Source organism: Candidatus Dadabacteria bacterium, assembly GCA_026708565.1.
Lineage (GTDB): Bacteria > Desulfobacterota_D > UBA1144 > Nemesobacterales > Mycalebacteriaceae > Mycalebacterium.
The window spans coordinates 13,226-32,310 of sequence record JAPOUR010000040.1; the positions used below are offsets into that span (position 1 = coordinate 13,226).

The 19,085-nt window shown below is 50.6% G+C and carries 22 protein-coding genes and 1 rRNA gene; 9 read left to right on the top strand and 14 right to left on the bottom strand.

What is annotated here, in order from left to right; translation table 11 throughout:
• The 7 genes from OXF42_05235 to OXF42_05265 form a co-directional block, all read right to left on the bottom strand.
• Positions 1-196: hypothetical protein (locus OXF42_05235; protein MCY4047494.1), on the bottom strand; the 196-nt coding region annotated here is incomplete at its 3' end.
• 124 nt (positions 197-320) lie between these two features.
• Entirely contained in the window at positions 321-1,073 is a 753-nt protein-coding gene (locus tag OXF42_05240; GenBank protein ID MCY4047495.1) for a DUF481 domain-containing protein, read from the bottom strand.
• Between the two features lie 22 nt (positions 1,074-1,095).
• Positions 1,096-1,836: a class I SAM-dependent methyltransferase gene (locus OXF42_05245; GenBank protein ID MCY4047496.1), complete on the bottom strand. Its 741-nt coding sequence runs from the start codon at positions 1,834-1,836 to the stop codon at positions 1,096-1,098.
• Positions 1,837-1,842: 6 nt separating this feature from the next.
• A complete protein-coding gene (locus OXF42_05250; protein MCY4047497.1) occupies positions 1,843-2,271 on the bottom strand; it encodes a DUF1772 domain-containing protein in 429 nt (142 codons plus the stop codon).
• Positions 2,268-2,579, bottom strand: coding sequence for a transcriptional regulator (locus OXF42_05255; protein MCY4047498.1), 312 nt, complete (start codon positions 2,577-2,579; stop codon positions 2,268-2,270). Before OXF42_05255 ends, OXF42_05250 begins: the two co-directional genes overlap by 4 nt.
• The gene (locus tag OXF42_05260) at positions 2,570-2,920 is read right to left on the bottom strand and encodes a type II toxin-antitoxin system RelE/ParE family toxin (protein MCY4047499.1); all 351 of its coding nucleotides are present in this window, start codon (positions 2,918-2,920) and stop codon (positions 2,570-2,572) included. Before OXF42_05260 ends, OXF42_05255 begins: the two co-directional genes overlap by 10 nt.
• Positions 2,921-3,014: 94 nt before the next feature.
• Positions 3,015-6,050: ribosomal RNA gene (locus tag OXF42_05265) — 23S ribosomal RNA — on the bottom strand.
• Between the two features lie 249 nt (positions 6,051-6,299).
• On the opposite strand from OXF42_05265, the gene OXF42_05270 reads away from it, so the two are divergent.
• Complete coding sequence (locus tag OXF42_05270; GenBank protein MCY4047500.1) at positions 6,300-7,532, top strand: ATP-binding protein; 1,233 nt, start codon at positions 6,300-6,302, stop codon at positions 7,530-7,532.
• 57 nt (positions 7,533-7,589) lie between these two features.
• Here OXF42_05270 and OXF42_05275 read toward each other — a convergent pair whose 3' ends face one another.
• Genes OXF42_05275 through OXF42_05285 form a run of 3 tightly spaced genes read right to left on the bottom strand, consistent with a single transcriptional unit; the run spans position 7,590 to position 9,361 of the window.
• Positions 7,590-8,231: a hypothetical protein gene (locus tag OXF42_05275; GenBank protein ID MCY4047501.1), complete on the bottom strand. Its 642-nt coding sequence runs from the start codon at positions 8,229-8,231 to the stop codon at positions 7,590-7,592.
• 25 nt (positions 8,232-8,256) lie between these two features.
• Entirely contained in the window at positions 8,257-8,970 is a 714-nt protein-coding gene (locus tag OXF42_05280) for a hypothetical protein (protein ID MCY4047502.1), read from the bottom strand.
• A gap of 4 nt (positions 8,971-8,974) precedes the next feature.
• Positions 8,975-9,361, bottom strand: a complete 387-nt coding sequence (locus OXF42_05285; GenBank protein MCY4047503.1) for a hypothetical protein — start codon at positions 9,359-9,361, stop codon at positions 8,975-8,977.
• A 365-nt stretch (positions 9,362-9,726) separates the two neighbouring features.
• On the opposite strand from OXF42_05285, the gene OXF42_05290 reads away from it, so the two are divergent.
• From OXF42_05290 to OXF42_05300, 3 genes are read left to right on the top strand one after another with little or no spacing between them, the layout of a single operon-like run.
• A complete protein-coding gene (locus tag OXF42_05290; GenBank protein MCY4047504.1) occupies positions 9,727-10,611 on the top strand; it encodes an NAD(P)-dependent oxidoreductase in 885 nt (294 codons plus the stop codon).
• Positions 10,604-11,566 carry a radical SAM protein gene (locus OXF42_05295; protein MCY4047505.1) on the top strand — a complete coding sequence of 321 codons (963 nt, stop codon included), beginning with the start codon at positions 10,604-10,606 and terminating at the stop codon, positions 11,564-11,566. The genes OXF42_05290 and OXF42_05295 overlap by 8 nt, the downstream gene beginning before the upstream one ends.
• Complete coding sequence (locus OXF42_05300) at positions 11,563-12,678, top strand: glycosyltransferase family A protein (protein ID MCY4047506.1); 1,116 nt, start codon at positions 11,563-11,565, stop codon at positions 12,676-12,678. The genes OXF42_05295 and OXF42_05300 overlap by 4 nt, the downstream gene beginning before the upstream one ends.
• Before the next feature lie 281 nt (positions 12,679-12,959).
• Here the strand turns inward: OXF42_05300 and OXF42_05305 are convergent, their stop codons facing one another.
• The 4 genes from OXF42_05305 to OXF42_05320 form a co-directional block, all read right to left on the bottom strand.
• The gene (locus tag OXF42_05305) at positions 12,960-13,187 is read right to left on the bottom strand and encodes a type II toxin-antitoxin system HicA family toxin (protein MCY4047507.1); all 228 of its coding nucleotides are present in this window, start codon (positions 13,185-13,187) and stop codon (positions 12,960-12,962) included.
• Entirely contained in the window at positions 13,177-13,386 is a 210-nt protein-coding gene (locus OXF42_05310; GenBank protein ID MCY4047508.1) for a type II toxin-antitoxin system HicB family antitoxin, read from the bottom strand. The genes OXF42_05305 and OXF42_05310 overlap by 11 nt, the downstream gene beginning before the upstream one ends.
• 70 nt (positions 13,387-13,456) lie before the next feature.
• On the bottom strand, positions 13,457-14,305 hold the full coding sequence (locus OXF42_05315) for a DUF547 domain-containing protein (GenBank protein ID MCY4047509.1): 849 nt from the start codon (positions 14,303-14,305) through the stop codon (positions 13,457-13,459).
• Positions 14,302-15,450, bottom strand: a complete 1,149-nt coding sequence (locus tag OXF42_05320; GenBank protein ID MCY4047510.1) for a permease — start codon at positions 15,448-15,450, stop codon at positions 14,302-14,304. Before OXF42_05320 ends, OXF42_05315 begins: the two co-directional genes overlap by 4 nt.
• A gap of 46 nt (positions 15,451-15,496) precedes the next feature.
• Between OXF42_05320 and OXF42_05325 the strand changes: the two genes are divergently transcribed.
• The 5 genes from OXF42_05325 to OXF42_05345 all read left to right on the top strand — a co-directional run bounded on the left by OXF42_05325 (position 15,497) and on the right by OXF42_05345 (position 19,002).
• Complete coding sequence (locus OXF42_05325) at positions 15,497-15,865, top strand: hypothetical protein (protein MCY4047511.1); 369 nt, start codon at positions 15,497-15,499, stop codon at positions 15,863-15,865.
• A gap of 1 nt (position 15,866) precedes the next feature.
• On the top strand, positions 15,867-16,997 hold the full coding sequence (locus OXF42_05330) for a PQQ-dependent sugar dehydrogenase (GenBank protein ID MCY4047512.1): 1,131 nt from the start codon (positions 15,867-15,869) through the stop codon (positions 16,995-16,997).
• A gap of 85 nt (positions 16,998-17,082) precedes the next feature.
• The gene (locus OXF42_05335) at positions 17,083-18,243 is read left to right on the top strand and encodes a hypothetical protein (GenBank protein ID MCY4047513.1); all 1,161 of its coding nucleotides are present in this window, start codon (positions 17,083-17,085) and stop codon (positions 18,241-18,243) included.
• Positions 18,218-18,559: an STAS-like domain-containing protein gene (locus OXF42_05340; protein ID MCY4047514.1), complete on the top strand. Its 342-nt coding sequence runs from the start codon at positions 18,218-18,220 to the stop codon at positions 18,557-18,559. Before OXF42_05335 ends, OXF42_05340 begins: the two co-directional genes overlap by 26 nt.
• Positions 18,556-19,002 (top strand): hypothetical protein, encoded by a 447-nt coding sequence (locus OXF42_05345; GenBank protein ID MCY4047515.1) that lies wholly within the window; start codon positions 18,556-18,558, stop codon positions 19,000-19,002. The genes OXF42_05340 and OXF42_05345 overlap by 4 nt, the downstream gene beginning before the upstream one ends.
• The last annotated feature ends 83 nt before the right edge of the window (positions 19,003-19,085 follow it).

A 19,085-nucleotide genomic window follows, 5' to 3' on the forward strand; every position in this document is an offset into this window, starting at 1 on the left:
CATAGTGAACATCACATGCGGACGGCACATCATTGTCTGTGGTCTCAATCTCCGCCGAGGAAAGGGAAAGCCCCACATCCATACCGATATACGGAATGTTGCTCATACCGACATCATCGGCGGCCTGAGCGCGAACACCCGTTGAAACCGACAGCGCGACAAGCGCAAAAACAAAAATCCTGATGAAAAAACTCATTGTGAAATGAAAACCCTCCCTTCTTAAGTAGTCATTAAGCCCATTGTGGCGGATTTCCGGCGGGAAAGTCAATAGAATTATGCGAACAGAGCGGACTTCGCCGGTGATTGGCGGAAAACCGCAATCACAAAGCGAAATGAAGCGATGTCGCATACCTGAAGTCCGTCTTTTTGACAGCCTCATTTGCCGGCTCATTGTCGTATTCAACTGTGGCGGTAAGTTTGAGTGATATGCCCTCAAAGAGCGGAACGGAGACCGCCGCCTCGGTCTCACTCCGGAAATTGTCTGTTTCATTAAGGGGGAGGATAAATACTGAAGACAGGGAGGTTTTGAAATTTGCCATCTTTTTCTCAATCTCCGCCACAAAGTGCATGGAGGCAAAATCATTCACAGGCAGAGACTGTCTCTTTTCCCTTTCCCAGAAGATAAGGGTCTTCCCGTTGATCTTTGCGGTCGGAGAGGACAGAAAGTCCGCAGACAGCCCGCCGCCGAGACCGAAACGCAAATCCACGAGATTGATTTCGTCCTTTTCGGCAAAGGAACTGAAATCAACAAACACGGACTTAATCCGGCGCAGATAAGACAGGTCGGAACGCCAGAGATCCTGGTTTTTTATGCCGTCAACCTTGCCGAATTCATATCTGCTTTTGCTTGTTACCCTGTTTCCCTTGTTTTCAAACTCGTAACAGAACCGGAGGCCTATGTCAGTTTTATCCGTATTGCCCCGCGCTCCGGAGAAAGCCAGACCGCTTGAGACTTCCCAGTTTCTCAAATCGGAGTCGGTGATTTTGCATGAACCGGCGGGGGCATTGCGGGGCGCGGTTATGCAGAGCAAGGCCAGAACTGTTGTCGCTAAAACATTTTTTGCGCGGAACATAGAATCGGATTATATGCGAACTTCACCGTTTTCGCGCAAGAAAACGGAGGCGCGTGTAATCCACCACCCATTTGCCGTCTCCGGTTTTGAGTTTGCGACCCGCTTTGTCTGCGGCGGCGGTGATGACTTCATCGCGCCGATTCGGGGGAATGTCCCGCAAAAAAGGACCGGCAAATGTCTTGAGCCAGCCCGCGACATCCGTGGGGAGCGGCGTGATTCTGTCGGCAACCGTCAACTCAATGATTTCAAATCCGTTTCTTTCCAGCCTGCGGCGGTAGTCTTCTCCGGCGGGAAAATCCCACGGCTTGTAGTCATCGCCGTTGAGATTGAATTTTTGCAACTGTTCATAAAGAGCGTCAATTATGGTCTGCGCGTTATTTTTTGCGCCGAACTCGGCGCAGAACCGCCCGCCCGGCTTCAATGCCTTGTGAACATTGGACAGAACCGCATTGGAATCGGGCATCCAGTGCAGGGAGGCGTTGGAGAAGACAGCGTCAAACTGATTGCTGAACTCCATACATTGAGCATCAACAACACGGGCATCAAGCCCTTTCTCCCGTGCCGCCGAGACCATCTCCGGGCTGCTGTCAACACCAACAACCTCACAGCCGGACTCGGCGATCTTGCTCATTAGAGCGCCGGTGCCGCAACCAACATCAAGAATCACTTCCCCCGCGCGGGGCGCAAGCAGGTCAAGAACCTCTCCGGCGCGCTGCCAGACATAAGAGGCGTTGCGCTCGTAATCGGTGACGTTCCAGTCCATAGGTTATTAAATTCCGGCTATGAGATAAATCACAAACGCCGTCCCGCTTGCGACCGTCCGTATCCAATGAAGCGGACCCCAGCGGCGCAGAAGCGCCTTCGTTTCCACTGAATCGGGGTCGTTTTCGGAACTTAAAAGTTTGTCGTTGACGGGCTTAATCAAAATCAGAGTTACGGGAAAAACCGAAAGCAGAAAAAATGCTCCGATAAGCCAGAGAAACCCTATACCGTAAAACCAGAGCGCAAAACCGGATACCGAACCCGCCAGAGCAAGAACAATCTGCATCCGCGCCGCGCGTTTATACATCGGCGGAAAAAACCGTCCGCCAACGGAACCGCCCGCTTCCAAAGCGGCGGGATGCTGAACGAGTGAGATATAGAGAGCGGCGCCGAAGAAAGTGGCAGAGGAGAGTAAGGCGAGGAGTTGAAGTATCATCCCGCATTCACTCGCGGTTCAACCCCCTCATGCTTGCGGAGAGAGGCAAGAAGTTTTGAGATATTATCCAAACTCGGATTGCTTGAGGGCCTGAGCATACGCATAACCGCTTGCGGCTCTTTGCACACCAATCTTGCCACCTTTTTGGAACCAACCGCCTGAACATAATCGCGTAGCAAATCTCTGGCGGTATTCGCCTCACCATCAGCTATGCACTCCAACACCTCTCCGAGAATAGCAATCCTATACCTTCTGCTCTTCCGTGCCCGCTCTACAAAAACTTCTCTCGCATCATAAGTTAGTGCCATTGTATGCCTCCCTCTTTTTTCCGAGACTTGTATTCTCTCCACAGACCTTTTGCCATTTCAATATCACGCCCCTGTCTCTTTTTTGTCCCTCCGCCCAGAAGTATAACCAGATTTTCACCATCCATACCAAAGTATATCCTGTATCCGGGACCGAAATGAATCTTGTACTCACTAACCCCTTGACCCACCGACTCCGCATTTGAGAAGTTTCCCTGCCTCATATTTGAAATCCCGCGTTGAACTTTTCTTGCGGCGTTGTCATCAATCTTTGAAAGCCAGTCAGAAAAAGGACTCTTGCCATCCTTCTTCTTATAACCAACAACTATTTTGGGAAATGGCATAATATCCGGCCCTTTCAGGGGACACCCAACCAAACACACAACTGATGCGAATAAGAAACAACGCCCATCTTCATTTCAGGCATTTTTAAGCCTCGTGGAGAAGCCTCACGGTCGGTTAGTACTGGTCAGCTCAACACATTGCTGTGCTTACACCTCCAGCCTATCAAACTCGTAGTCTCCAAGTGACCTTAAGGGGGCTCAAGGCCCCGGGAAATCTAATCTTGAGGGAGGTTTCCCACTTAGATGCTTTCAGCGGTTATCCTTTCCGCGCATGGCTACTCAGCGCTGCCGCTGGCGCGACAACTGATACACCAGAGGCGCGTCCACTCCGGTCCTCTCGTACTAGGAGCAGCTCCTCTCAAATTTCCTACGCCCGCTACAGATAGGGACCGAACTGTCTCACGACGTTCTGAACCCAGCTCGCGTACCGCTTTAATGGGCGAACAGCCCAACCCTTGGGACCTTCTCCAGCCCCAGGATGCGATGAGCCGACATCGAGGTACCAAACCTCCCCGTCGATGTGAACTCTTGGGGGAGATTAGTCTGTTATCCCCGGCGTACCTTTTATCCGTTGATCGATGGCCTTTCCACACAGAACCACCGGGTCACTAAGGCCGACTTTCGTCCCTGCTCGACCTGTCGGTCTCGCAGTCAAGCTCCCTTATGCCTTTATACTCAAAGCCCGGTTTCCAATCGGGCTGAGGGAACCTTTGCACGCCTCCGTTACTCTTTAGGAGGCGACCGCCCCAGTCAAACTACCCGCCTGACACTGTCCTTGACCCGGATAACGGGCCTAAGTTAGAACTCCGGAATTACAAGGGTGGTATTTCACTGGCGTCTCCGCCCCGCCCGAAAGCGGGGTTTCACAGACTCCCACCTATGCTACGCAAGTAACACCAGAACCCAATGCCAAGTTGCAGTAAAGGTGCACGGGGTCTTTCCGTCCCGTAGCGGGTATCCGGCGTCTTCACCGGAACCACAATTTCGCTGAGTCTTCGGCCGAGACAGTGCGGCGATCGTTACACCTTTCATGCAGGTCGGAACTTACCCGACAATGAATTTCGCTACCTTAGGACCGTTATAGTTACGGCCGCCGTTTACCGGGGCTTCGGTTCCGAGCTTCTCCCGCCGAAGCGGGATGACAAGTCCCCTTAACCGTCCGGCACCGGGCAGGTGTCAGACCCTATACGTCGGCTTACGCCTTTGCAGAGCCCTGTGTTTTTGGTAAACAGTCGTCACCGCCTTGTTACTGCGACCCGTCTCTGCTCCGAGCCGCGAAGGCTCTTCACATACACACGGGCGCCCCTTATCCCGAAGTTACGGGGCTAATTTGCCGAGTTCCTTAGCCGAAGTTCTCTCACGCGCCTTAGTATTCTCTACTCACCTACGTGTGTCCGTTTATGGTACGAGCACTCTGTCGTCAACACTTAGAGGCTTTTCTTGGAAGCATGGGGTCAATCACTTTATGGGGCGCAAGCGCCCCTCGTATTCACTTCTTGAGGTTAATGAAGGAACGGATTTTCCTGTTCCTTCCCTCTACGAGCTTAAACCGGGAAATCCAACTCCCGGCTGATCTACCCTTCTCCGTCCCCCCGTCGCTCAGACAGAGTGGTACAGGAATGTTGACCTGTTTTCCATCGACTACGCCTTTCGGCCTCGTCTTAGGTCCCGACTAACCCTGGGAGGACGAGCCTTGCCCAGGAAACCTTAGGTTTTCGGCGAAGCGGATTCTCACCGCTTTTGTCGCTACTCATGCCGGCATTCTCACTTCCCGACGGTCCAGGCCTCCTCACGGTAACCCTTCAATCCAACGGGAACGCTCCCCTACCGCCGCCCGGCCGTTCAAGAACGGCGGACGACCCGCAGCTTCGGCACCAAACTTGAGCCCCGATTCATTTTCGGCGCGAGCAAGCATCGACCAGTGAGCTGTTACGCTTTCTTTCAAGGATGGCTGCTTCTAAGCCTACCTCCTGGCTGTCTATGCTTACTCACCTCCTTTACCACTTAGTTTGGATTTGGGGGCCTTAGCTGACGGTCTGGGTTGTTTCCCTTTTGCCCCCGGAACTTATCTCCCGAGGACTGACTCCCATGCTATAGGCAACGCGGCATTCGGAGTTTGACTGGGTTTGGTAGATCTCTCGACCCCCTAGCCCAACCAGCGCTCTACCTCCGCGTTGTATCACATGAGGCTATACCGAAATATATTTCGGGGAGAACCAGCTATCACGAACCTTGATTAGCCTTTCACTCCGATCCACAGCTCATCCGATAGGTTTTCACCCCTAAACGGTTCGGGCTTCCACAAAGGTTTTCTCTCCGCTTCACCCTGGCCATGGATAGGTCGGTTCGCTTCGGGTCTATTGCCAGTGACTTGTCGCCCGTTTAAGACTCGCTTTCGCTTCGGCTCCACCTCTATCGGCTTAACCTTGCCAATGACAATAACTCGCCGGCTCATTAGGCAAAAGGCACACCGTCAGACATTCCCGGAGCAAGCTCCGGGCATAGTCCTCCGACTGGTTACAGGCAAACGGTTTCAGGTTCTATTTCACTACCCTCATCGGGTTACTTTTCACCTTTCCCTCACGGTACTAGTTCACTATCGGTCGGCAGCGCATATTCAGCCTTGGAAGGTGGTCCTCCCGGATTCCTCCAACATTTCACGTGTGCCGGAGTACTTGGGAATTCGGCACGGGAGTCCCAAGGTTTTCAAGTACGGGGCTTTCACCCTCTGTGGCGCGGTTTTCCAACCGCTTCTTCTAACCTCGGGATTTGTAACTCCCGCAGGGGTTTCACGGAACCCCTGAAGCCGAACCCCGCGACACCGTGCAAGCAACGCCGTGGCTTGACACTTACACGGTTTGGGCTGTTCCCATTTCGCTCGCCGCTACTTTGGGAATCTCTGTTGATTTCTGTTCCTGGGGGTACTGAGATGTTTCACTTCCCCCCGTGCGCTTGACGCCGCTATGTATTCACGGCGTCATAATCGGGTTTTGCCCGATCAGGTTTCCCCATTCGGAAATCCCCGGATCAAAGCGTGTTTAGCCGCTTCCCGGGGCTTATCGCAACTTACTACGTCCTTCATCGCTGGCTGCCGCCTAGGCATCCACCGTTTGCCCTGCGTATCTTGTCCACGAGGCATAAAAATGCCCGAAACAAGATGGCGCGTTGTTTCTTATTCGCTCAGCTATGTATTCAGTTGTCAAAGAACACTCCCGCACTGACGCGGAAGGGAACGGACATTCTATCAGGGCGGGAGGCGGTGTCAAGAGGGATTGAAAAAAGAACATTCACTACAATTTAGTCTCTATGCGCCTCTTGACTAAAATTAGATACAAACCTATATTTAGGTCAAACCATCACAAACGGGAGGCAATAAAGAATGGAGAAACTGACAAACCCTTTCAAGCCGGGAGCCGGGCATCAGCCTCCCTATCTTGCTGGAAGAGAGAAAGAGAGAGATGAATTCAAGCGTCTTCTCAAGCAGGAAACCATTTTGGAGAATATGGTGCTTACCGGATTGCGGGGAGTGGGGAAAACCGTCTTGCTTGAAACGCTGAAGCCTCTCGCCATAGAAAGCGGCTGGCTTTGGGTCGGCACGGACTTGAGCGAATCCACCAGCACAAGTGAAGAAAATCTGGCAATCCGCCTTCTTGCCGATTTGTCCCCCATTACTTCATCCATTCATTTGAAAGTCGGACAGCGCAACATCATCGGCTTTGCCAGTAAGAAGCAAACCAAATACAAGACGCTTGATTTCGAAGCGCTGTTTGATATCTACAGGCAAACTCCGGGGCTCACGCTTGACAAAATCAAAGCCGTTCTGGAATTGGCATGGGGGGCAATCTCGCAGTCGGGCGCAAACATTCGCGGGATTGTATTCGCCTATGATGAAGCGCAAAACCTCTCAGACCATCAGGACAAAGAGCAGTTCCCCATGGCTTTGCTGCTTGACACATTCCAATCCCTGCAACGGAAGGGGCTGCCGTTAATGCTCGTATTGACGGGGTTGCCGACCTTGTTCCCGAAATTGGTGGACTCCCGCACTTTTGCGGAGCGTATGTTTCATGTGGTTGACTTGGAGAAACTTGGAGACGAAGACAGCAGACAAGCCATAACAAAACCGATTGAAGACTCTGAAAGCCCCATAGTGTTAACCCCGCAATCGGTGGACACCATAGTTAAAATGTCGGGCGGTTATCCGTATTTCATACAGTTTATATGCAAGGAAGTGTTTGATGTGTTCATACAACTTGCGGACAAAGGGAAAAAGGCGAGTGTGCCCGCCGAAAAAATTGAGCGGAAACTGGACGCCGATTTCTTTTCCGGACGCTGGTCACGCGCCACAGACCGCCAGCGCGACCTGATGGTTGCGATTGCCTCTTTGAAGCGTCAAGACGGAGAGTTCACTGTTCAGGAAGTGGTGAAACAGTCAAAAAAGACTTCGGACAATCCGTTCAGCAACAGCCATGTAAATCAAATGCTGGCTACGCTTTGCGATCAGGGGCTTGTGTTTAAGAACCGGCACGGCAAGTATTCTTTTGCCATCCCGCTTTTGGGGGAATACATTTTGAGGGAGAAGGAGCGGGATGAGGAAGAAGGCGGCGCGATTTGAAAATGCGGGTTGCAAAGAGCCAATCCACTGTTCAGGGAAAAAGCGGGTAATGAATATTTAATCAGGTTTGTTATCATAAACCTGATTGATAATTTCTGCACAACTTCTCACAGTGAGAAAACAATCCGGATACAACCCTATATCCCCGTGAGCCAAATCATTTCGCAAATTAGGAAGTGTCTCAATCAATATTGAGACATAATCCTCTGGTTCAGAAAAGGACATATCTTCCATTCCACTCATCTTTTCAACTTCCTTGTGATACTCCTTAGCACGGTGAAATTGTGCAAACCCCTCTTTTTGAATGAGATTCTGTTTTTTCGCTTCTTTCAACAATTTCTTTAATCCCCACCCTTTTTTACCAAAATACTCTTTCAAAGTATTCTCAACCGTCACAAGGGCAATCAATTCAGCAATCGGAACAAATCTGTAAACAAACCAAGAATACAGAGCAAGGTTTTTAACAGTCTCAAACTGAACGCGAATCGCGTAAGGAACACTGTCCAACAAACTGATGCTGACAATGGATTCTCTATACCTCTCAAGAGGAAGGGGACCACGATTCAATACAGAACCTTCAATGTAACTAAAATGCTCCCATCTGGAATCATGTTTGATCACATTGTCTTTCGTTCTCAACAGATCCGACTCGTGAATCTTTTTCTTCTCATCCGCCATCACTTCTTGACTGCCTTCCACCCTTCATTGATTAGAAACAGATCAGTTAAGGAAACCGCAAACTTGATCTGGAATCGTATACGGATTCCACCTCTTCAAAGGATTTAAAGAAACACCTCTTTTCAATAGGCTCAAAAGCCACTTTCTGTTTCTCTTTGTCAAACCTGCTCTGTCTGGAATTTTCAGCAACGCAAAAGAAATTGGTATGAAACTCTTGCAGTTCTGAAAACCTTTGAAAAGCGCGGTCAAAATTGGTCGTATTCTCAACCTCAAAAGCAACCTTGGGAAAGCCCTGAGTAGAAAACCAGACCACATCAATACGCGCTGCAATCTTTGTAACTTTAGGGAATGTGAAGCCGGGCATCTGTTTGAGTGTTGCCAGATTGGCAAGAGGCTTTCCGTCAAAAAGACAGGAACGGTCAGCGGTGTAGGTCTCGTAATTCAGAGCATTTCCAATCTCCAGCAACATCCCCTGCATCCGGGTATGCAACCTTTCTTCCGGCGGTTGCTTTTTTAGGTCATCTCTTGCCGATTGTTCAATCTGCGGACGGAGTTCAACTAACCCGTAAACACCTTTGCCGCACCTGTAAAACCTGCCATCCCTCTGACACCTTTCCTGTATTGTGTTGTCGGGGGTTTTGCCCTTTACCTTGCTACGGTCTTTGTATTTCCAAATTTCGCGGTAGAGAAGTTTCAACGGGGCGAAGCCGCCGTTTTCCTTCATTACCAGTTCAATCGCGTCAGAATAGGAAGAAGTCATCCAATTACCCCGTAGCAGACTTACGCATTTCCCCGGTTTCGTTCAAAACAATGCCGGTTTCATGACCTTCGGGCATCCATACCCAACTGCGAACCAGAGTCGCATAGTGGGAAACAACGCCCTCAACATTTACCAACCGATGAAAATCGGCTTCAATTTCCTCAACCGACAAGCCAAAATCAAAAACGCGAAACACCTCGCAACGGTCAGGTGTGTTGTCAGTCCTCTTTTCAAATTCATGAGCAAGCCAGCCGAGAGCTCCCTGCCCTTTGCGCTCTATCTCTGTTGCAGCCGGATAGAACATCCTATCCGCATGATGGTCTATGAAAACAGAAGAACCATCCTCACACGACTGGCAGTAAAAACGCCTTATTGTTTTGCCTTTGCCCATTTATTACTTCCTCCTTGTTGTAGAGGAAACTCCTGATGTTCCTCAATTTGATTATTGTATAGGTGTCATCAGCAATATCAACTAACCCTCCGCCCCACCCTCATACCACTCCCGAATGACCCCCTTCCGCCGGTTCCCCTCGCGGACTGAACCCAGTAGCCCCCATCAACCGTGTCTTTGTTCGAAAAATACTCCAGATAAACACCCCCTTCATCTCTCTTTTCTTTGCCCCATCAAAATTTGATAAAGACACACAGGTCGTTTCACACCCATTCTATACAACAGTCATTCGCATAGTGAAAGTTCTCTCGACCTTGTTATAAGGTTTCTTTATTAAGTATAGTATTCTTATAATGCATATATTCATGACTGGGTCTTCTGGATTGATAGGCAAAGCGTTGCGACCACAATTGGAAAAACTGGGACACACGGTTGCTGGATGTGATTTGCGTACGAAGGCTGAAGAAGAAAGGTTTGACTTGAGGGATTCACGCCGAGTTCGGGATGCTGTGTGGCAAAGCGATGGCGTTGTTCATTTGGGTGCTGTTTCACGGGTGATTTGGGGTGAACAAAATCCTGTTTTGTGTGAAAGCGTTAATATAGGCGGAATGAAAAATCTGGCGATGGCTGTTTTGGAGTCACGTAGGAAACCATGGTTGCTTCTTGCCAGTTCGCGGGAAGTATACGGCAATTCGCCATGCAAAAACAGCAATGGAACATTCCAAATCAATCCCGTAAATATATATGCAAAAACGAAGGCAACTTCGGAACTCATTGTAGCCGACTTGAGAACGCTGGGGGTTGCCACTGCCGTGTTGCGGCTGTCCAATGTGTTCGGCACAACTGATGACCATGCTGACCGCGTGGTGCCCGCTTTTGCTCGCGCCGCCGCAATTAATGGCATTTTGAAAGTTGAGGGTTGCGATAATTTCTTTGATTTCAACCATGTGAACGACACTGTAGACGCAATTGTCAAAACAATTGAGATATTGAATACGGGTGTCGCAGACCTGCCGCCATTGGACATTGTTACCGGACGAGCCACATCTTTGCTATATCTGGCGGAAATGGCGCTGGTTACCGGAGAGGGGAAAATAACCGTTGCTCCATCGCGCGGAGTAGGGGCAGAACAATTTCAGGGAGACCCCCGGATTGCCAAACGAATTCTGGGCTGGCGTACGCATGAATCTCTTGAAGAATCCGTTGCACGGCTCGTGAAAGATTTTCAGGGATTGCTTTCTCATGATTAAAAACATTCCCGCGCTAGTCATTGATGTTACCTATCAATGCAATGCTTCCTGCTCCTATTGTCAGTGGGGCTCACCCGCTACTGGTCGCAAAATTGAATACAACCTGCGGCTACCTGTGGAAACATTGTCGGCTCTGGGAACCAAGCGCGTAGTTTTTTCCGGCGGAGAACCTCTGTTGCGAGCCGATTTGGAAGAACTCATTTCTTATTACAGAACAAGCGGAGTGGACTCCGTTGTTGTCATCACCAACGGACTGTTGTTGTCGTCGCAACGATTTGATTCTTTGCTTGCCGCAGGTATTACCGGAGTGACAGCTTCTCTGGACGGAGTGACACCGGAGGTCGCCGCCAATGCCAGAGGTATGAGCCGACACCAGCAGAAAAAAATCATGGAGAACTTTGAGCATGTCTTGGAGCACAGAAAACAAATGCGTAGGACGCCGGAGTTTGTCATAAACACGGTATTATCTAAGGCGAACATGGAATTCCGGCATTTGGCGGGTTTAGTGGATTTTGGAAATCTACACGAAGTGGACTATGTCAAGTTCACGCCTGTTTTTGATGACGGTTATCTGGGAAAACACGCTCCATGGTTGAAATTTCAAAACGAAGACTCGGCTCTTATTCGCACATTGGGGAGAATGGTCGTAGCCCGTGCGCAAGTCAAAACGAATCCGCCGTGGTTTTGGAATGCGGTGGCTGATATAGTAGGCGGCAGCAAAAAATTAAAAGGAAGTTCATGCGGACTGGATAAAGGACAGGCGCTTTTTACGCATGGCGAGTTAAAATTCTGTGCGTGGTTAAAGCAACCGATTTACGGTCGGTTGAATGAGACAGTATCATCACGAACGGTCAGAGAAGCGCAGTCTGAATTTAAGCAGGCGCGTGTGCAATGTGAAACAGGCGCGTGGTGTTTTTGTCTTCAGGATCTGGAGCAACAGTGGGAGATTACATGAACAAAACGACATTGGATGTACTGATTCCGTCATACCGGATGAGCGAGCACCACCTACTGAGAATGCTGGATGTGAGGAAACCCGACCACATGGAGATAAAGTTTATTATCGCTGTGGACAATCCAGATGCCTTCATATCAGCACGATTGGAAAAGCGCTTGCAACGCAAAGATGTGTTGGTTATTCACAACACTCAAAACATTGGCGCACCAATGACTCGCAATGTCTGTCTGGATGCTTCCAATGCTGAATGGGTTTTGTTTTGGGATGATGACATTGAACCAGATGAAAACATTCTTTTTGAATATGAGTATGCCATGCAAACAAATAAACATGCACCCGGATTTTGCGGTCCTACTCTTACTCCGAATCCACATAATTCTTTCACTCGCGGCATTCAGAATAGCGACATTTTAACTTTTTGGCACCTGCCCGCAGAATACAGAACTGTTTCATGGGGAATTACTGCGAATTTATTAATTCGCCGTTCAGCAATGGGTAAGAAAAGATTTTCGTCCAGATTTCCAAAACTAGGAGGAGGTGAAGACATTGACTTTTGTTTGCGTATTGTGGATGAATCCGGCACTCGATTCTCCATTGCATGGATGGCAAAAGCAAAGCATGATTGGTGGAATGACGGCAAAAGATCTTATATTCGCTTTATGAGATGGGCTTACGGAGACAGTGTGTTACCATCGCTGTTTCCTCAATATCGTTATTATAATTTTCCCAATATGGTTGAATTTCTTTTTCTCGGAGGCGCCCTATCTATAGGCATTTCGGCGGCAGATGGACAAAAAGATTTTTTATTTGTGGCAATTGTTGTCGGTGCACTACTTGGAGAAGTACTGGGTGAATGGGGGAAATTATTCTTGGTGAAAAACATAAGATCACCGATCATTGCAGTAGAGTCATCCCTTGTACGTTGCTCCAACGACCTAGGTCGTTTTGTTGCCCATGTTCAGCGTTTTCGCTTGACCGGGATTACAGAGCGGTTTGATTATTTTTGCGATGGTCTTCACGTGCGGTTTGAAAGAAAGGTGGCAGCGGCAAAGTTTGCATTGTTTCTCATATTCACAACGGTGTCGCAATTTATATTCTCTCACTTGTAAATTATTTTAGTCATTTAGCGGCGGATAAACTGAACTTGCCAGTCATTACAGTACCAGCATACCTCTCTGTATGCAGTTATCAAAGAATGTTGCTGCAGAAGGGAATTAGTATGCTTGTATAGGGCGGCTGGCGGAAGTGTCACGAGAGAAGATTGAGGTTTAGGAATTATCCCCATACCACTCCCGAATAACTCCTTCCGCCGGTTTCCCTCGCGGACTGAATCCGGTGGCCCCCGTCGGTGTCTTTGTTCGTGAAATACTTCCAGATAAACATTCCCAACTTACCCTTTCTTCATTGCTTCCAGAAATTCGCCGGTCTCAACGCCCGCTTGTCTTAACAGACCGGCAAGCGTCCCGATTTTGACCTCTTTGTGATTTGGAACAACGCAACCGGATGAACCCCGACGCATAATAATGTGACTACCCTTTGTTCGGGCAACAACAAAACCCATACTCTCAAGCGTTTTTACAATCTCCCCGGCAGACAGGTGGGGTAACTTAGGAGACATTTTCCCGGACTTCAATAGTCGTCAAAAAGGATTTGCCATAATGCTTCAAGGGAAACTCTTCCAAGTAGAGTTCCGTTGCTTCCTTAAGATTCACAAGGGCTTCCTCAACAGATTCCCCTTGCGTATGAGTCCCGGTTTCCGGGTTCATTGCAATGAACCCACCCTCCTCTGCTGGCGTTATTATGGCTGTCAACTGCATTTGATGTTCCTCAACTGCCTATTGTATAAGTATCAGGCAACGATATCAACTAATCCCCCCGCCGGACACCTCACGGCAACCGCCCCGTTGTATCATTCAAATCCCAGTCGTAACTATCTCCCGATATTTTGTTAATCCCCTTCAAATCTTTCAGCAGTTGCGGAGAAGCGTATTTCTTAATGTGCGCGATAACCCCCTCATTATCGTCCCCGAAATCCTCTATAAACCACTTGTAAATTGATGACACAAACAGTTTCCCGCCCTTCACCTCCGCACCGCGCGGATGGTTGACATAAGCGCGGGCGGCTTCCTCAAGCAGTCGTTCCGTGTTCCTCACAGTGTAGGCGGCAACAAGATTGGGACACCCGATTGACGCGCAGTTAATGGCGTAATGCACGCGCGGGTCTTTCCATATCGGGCGCAGAATGCGGTGCTCAATGTCGTTCAGGGAAATCTTCTCCCCCTCAATAACAGCCAGTTTTTTATACCACGGGCCTATTGACACAAGCCGCGTGTAAATCTTCTTTATTGAAGGCACGGGATAGTTGTCAAGCACGAGTTGAACTGTGAGCGCGTTGTAGAGATTGACCCAGTAGGCGAACTGCTCATCACGCGAAAAAGAACGCACGGAAGCGGCGGAAAGTTCCGCCACATAGCCGTCCAGAACGGCTTTGTCTTCCGGTGAAACGCCGCCGTAATCAAAAAGCGCAAGGCCGTCTTCACGGACGGAAACGTAACGGGAGAGAAAATCTCCCCATTTTTTATGGGAAACAGCCCCCGCCGCATCCCCGTGTTTTTCCCACATCCGCCACACCCCGGCTTCGGAGAGCGGAGAAAACGCAAAAACGGAAAAACATAAAACCCACGAAATTACGCGGGAAAAAACCCGAATAAAAACCCCGCTCGCGTAAAAACTCATGCAGCCCGCGCCTTCCGTCCGCTCGCAATCCGCCACGCCGCTATTGCGGCAAACGCGATGAGTCCCGCAACCTGAACCGCGCCGACCATTCCGCCCATAAGGCCCCCCTCGCTTGCCACAACCGAAAAGCCGGTGGCTATCAGCGCAAGGTCAAGAAGCGCCCCCGTGACTACCGCCGTCACGCAAATTGAAGACACATACACGCCGGTGAACCGCCAGCCGAACTGCCTGCCCAAAACGGCTATGGTCGCCGTGTTGGTCGCGGGTCCCGACAGCAGAAACACAAGAGCCGCCCCCGGACTTACGCCCTTGAGCACAAGCGCGGCGGCGATGGGAGTCGTGGCGGTGGCGCAGATATAAACCGGAACTCCCGCCGCAAGCAAAACCAGATACTGAACATATCCCGTTACGCCGTAGGCGGAGAGGTCCGCCGGGAAAAGCGCGACAATCGCCGCGCCCGCAACCACGCCGATAAGAAGCGGATACAAAATCATGTCCATTTGCTCAACAAACGCCCGGCGAGACGCATTTGCCAGAATCGTCCGCAACCGCGCCGTTTTCTGCCCGAAAGGGTCGGAAACATTGCGCCTGCCAAGCAGCCTTGAGAGAGAGAAACGCGCGGAGCGAGCAAGCTCCGAAAACCCCACATAATCATCCTCTTCCCCGCCTGCGCCGCAGCAGTGGCCGCCGCCCTCCTCCGCGGGCGCGGCGGAAGCGGCTTCCCCCCGGTCAAACGTCATTACCATAATTGAGGTGACAATCGCCGAAATAAAACTCGCAAGCGGGCGGAACACCGCCATGAACGGCCCCAGCAGCGCATAGGTAACGGGAATGGAATCAACTCCGGTTTCGGGCGCGGTAATAAGGAAAGACGCGCACGCGGGCTTGCTCGCCCCTTTGCTTCTGAGTTCGGACACAACCGGCAGAACGGAACAACTGCACAGCGGAACGGGAACGCCCGCAAGCGCCGCCGCCACGGAACTGCGGAGGTCATTCCCGCCCATCACCCCCAATACCTGCTCGCGCGAAATAAGCACGCGCATAAGCCCCGAAAGGAAAAGACCAAACAGAAAAACGGGCGCGAGAACAAGAAACGTGCCGGACAGATAGCCCCAAACCGCAACGGCAATACTTTCTTCGCCCATAGTTTCTGATTATAGCCGCCCGCCCGTGTGTTACAATTACGGAGATATGAGCGGCAAATTCTGCACGGCGATAAACTGCATTGACGGCAGGGCGCAAATCCCCGTCATTGAGTATATGAAAAACCGTTTCGGCGCGGACTATGTTGACTGCATCACCGCGCCCGGCGCGAACCTTGCGACCTGCTCCGGCAAGGCGGGCGACATCTTCAAAGCAATTCAAATCTCGGTGGAAAAGCACAACTCCGCCGCAATCGCGGTCGCGGGACACCACGACTGCGCGGCAAACCCCAAGCCGAAAGACGCGCAGACCGCCCACACGGAAAAAGCCGTTAAAGCGGTTAAATCCGCTCATCCTCAGGCGGAAGTCATCGGCCTCTGGGTTGACGAAAACTGGAAAGTAAGCGAGGTGGCGTAAATTGCGGGCGCTGCGGGCGTTTGCGGCGGCTCAGTTAGCGGCGGTTTTTATAACATTCGCCGCCGCGCCGCCCGTTTTGACGCATGCGGCGGTCAGGCAGACATCGGCGGGGGCGGTGGAGTTCACGGCGATCGCCGGGGGGCTGAGAGAGCCGTGGTCTCTCGCTTTCCTGCCGGACGGCGATTTTCTAATCACACTTCGGGGCGGCGAAATGCGCCGTTACAAAAAAGACGGAAGATTCTCCGTGGTCAAAAATGTTCCCCGTGTGCGCGCCCGCGGTCAGGGCGGGCTGCTTGATGTGATGACACCGGGCGACTTCGGAGAGCGGGGCGAAATTTTCCTGAGTTTTTCAAAACCGCAGGGAAGGAGAGGCGGAACGGCGCTCGCCCGCGCGCGTCTCCGGGGAGACCGGCTTGAGGATGTGAAAGTAATCTGGGAACTGGAAACCGGCAGCGGCGGCGGGCGGCATTACGGCAGCCGCATTGCGGAGGGGCCGGACGGACTCATTTATTTCACGGTCGGCGACCGGGGAGACCGCCCTTCGGCGCAGGACTTGTCGCGAGGAAACGGCAGTGTGATAAGGGTTGCGAGGGACGGCTCAATCCCTGCGGACAATCCTTTTGCCGGAGAGAAGGGGGCGAGCCCCGGAATCTGGTCTTACGGGCATCGCAACGCGCAGGGCGCGGCGTTTGACGCGCGGGGGCGGCTGTGGGTGGCGGAGCACGGGGCATGGGGCGGCGATGAGGTGAACCTGATACGGCGGGGAGCGAATTACGGCTGGCCTGTCATTTCATACGGCCGCCACTATTCCGGCGGGAAAATAGGCGTGGGAACGGCGGCTTCGGGAATGGAGCAGCCGGAGCATTACTGGGACCCCTCAATCGCCCCTTCGGGAATGGCGTTTTATTCGGGCGATATGTTCCCTGAGTGGGAAGGCGACCTGCTTGTCGGCTCGCTGGCGTTTGACCTCATCTCGCGCCTGACGCCCGACCGGGGCATGGAGGAGGCGGAGCGGATAGAAACTCCGGAGACCCGGCGCGTCCGTGATGTGCGCGTTGCGCCCGACGGTTCGGTCTGGTTTCTTTCGGTAGGGAACGGAACGCTTTACCGCATGGCAAAGCCGGGGCGGTGAGAGGGTTCAAACGCTTGATATAACCGGAAAAGCCCGTACATTATCCATTCTGCATTTGAAGGTAATACTCAGGAGTTATCTACATTTGAAAAAACCCCCACCCAGAGAAGAGGCCCTCCTTCGCCTGAAAATTGCAAGAAGACGCGAAGAGGCAAGAAAAGGCAAATACAAACGTTCAAAGAAAAGACGGGAAATCACATACAAAAGCCAAGATAATGACATAGGTGATTCACCCTCGCCGACCAAGAAAGAGAACGAGATTCTCCTGCCCGAGAGTTTTGATTTAGAAAAAAACTACAATGGTGTCGTTGAGAAGATTGACTATTTGAGAGACTTTCTGAAAACAGCCAGAGGGAAAAACTTCCATGTGAATTTTAATAACATCAGCAACATCAACGCATCCGGAGCGTTAATGTTGCTCGCTGAATTACACATCTACACAATTGAAAACAACACAAAATTAAGAGCACGTGACAACGAATGGAATAACACCGTGAGGAATCTTTTGATAGATGAGATGGGCTTCCTGAAATTCTTGAAGGTGTCGCCTCAATCTCAACACCACTCACAACAACAGGGCACAAAAGATGAAATCTTTGTTAACTTTGTCTCCGGCACTCGCCTTGACGGGCAAGATGTCCTAAAAATCATCAAAGAGGTGGAAAGAGTTTCCGCGACAGAGAAGATTCCTCAAAAACTTCACTTGCCATTTTACGCCGGAGTGTCAGAAGCGATTACCAACACGCACCATCATGCTTATACAAGCAGGGTGAAGAAAAAACCCTCGGAAAGATGGTGGGTTTCCGCTTCCTTCAATGTTGCAACCGGCGAAGTGAAGGTGGTTTGCTATGACAGAGGATTGACAATACCGGGGACCTTGCGTGATTCTAGTGAGACAAAACTGAGAAAGCTCGGCATCAAGTTACTAAGCCTCATCAAAAGTGATGGTAGTGACCACGAACTAATGAAAATCTCCATCCAAGAAAGGAAGACATCTACGAAACTACCTGGCCGTGGTCGTGGGCTTTCTGAACTTAGGAACCTGATTGACCAAAGCAAACAGGGAACCCTTAAGATATACAGCGGGAAAGGGATAGTTGAATACAGAAAACATTCTAAAGATACGGAGGAATCTGTTGTTTCAAAATCTTTGCCTCGCAGAATGAATGGAACTCTGGTAGAATGGAGTATCATTCCCTACGGGAGTGATGAGGTGAACAATGAAAAACTTGTTGAAGATAGCTGAAGAGTTTTCTCCTGCGCCGATTGGCAGGTACAGGAGTGACAGCAACAAAAGCGGAGAAGCGTTCCGTGATGACTTGCTGTTTCCACGCATTGACAAGGCAATCAGGGAAAATGATGTTCTGGTAGTGGATTTTGAGGGCATGGAAGGATTGACCTCATCCTTCTTGGAAGAGGCATTCGGCGGACTTATTAGTGTGAAAGGACTGTCTGCTGAGGCGGTTATTAAAGCACTGGAGTTCAGACCGGAAAACAGCTACTTTGATCCATACATTGAGAATGTAAGAGAATACATTCGCGATGCTCAGGACCAACAATGAACTGGGGCCAGTTTCTGGCATTTGGCTTTGGCGCGGTCGTTACCGCATCACTTGCTTACTACTTCAACAAGAAGATTCAAGAGTCCGTCCGGAAGTGGGAAACCGAAAAGCATGTCATTAGAACTGCAGAAGGGTTCTGCGATGAACTGATTAAGGATTCCGTCACTTACTGGACAAGCACGATAAACGAGGAAAATTGTGATGAGATGCAAGCGCAAGCTGGCAAGATTGCCGCAATGAGTACTCTCGTCTCAGTATTCCTTAAAGAAAACTACCCCTCTGACTCAAACATCCATCAATCGTTACGAAAGATGATTAACTCTGTTACTGGAGACAGTTTCGGCTCACGGCAAAGAAGAGGGGCAAACCTTGAGAAAGCAGGATCTTCAGCCAACACCTTGATAAAGTTACGAATAGCAGTTTCTCAAAAAGCGAGGGTGTAAGTGGAATCAGTTATCCTTCCAGAGGCAGGCGGATGAAAATCGGAGTGCCGAAAGAGATTAAGAACCACGAATACCGCGTGGGT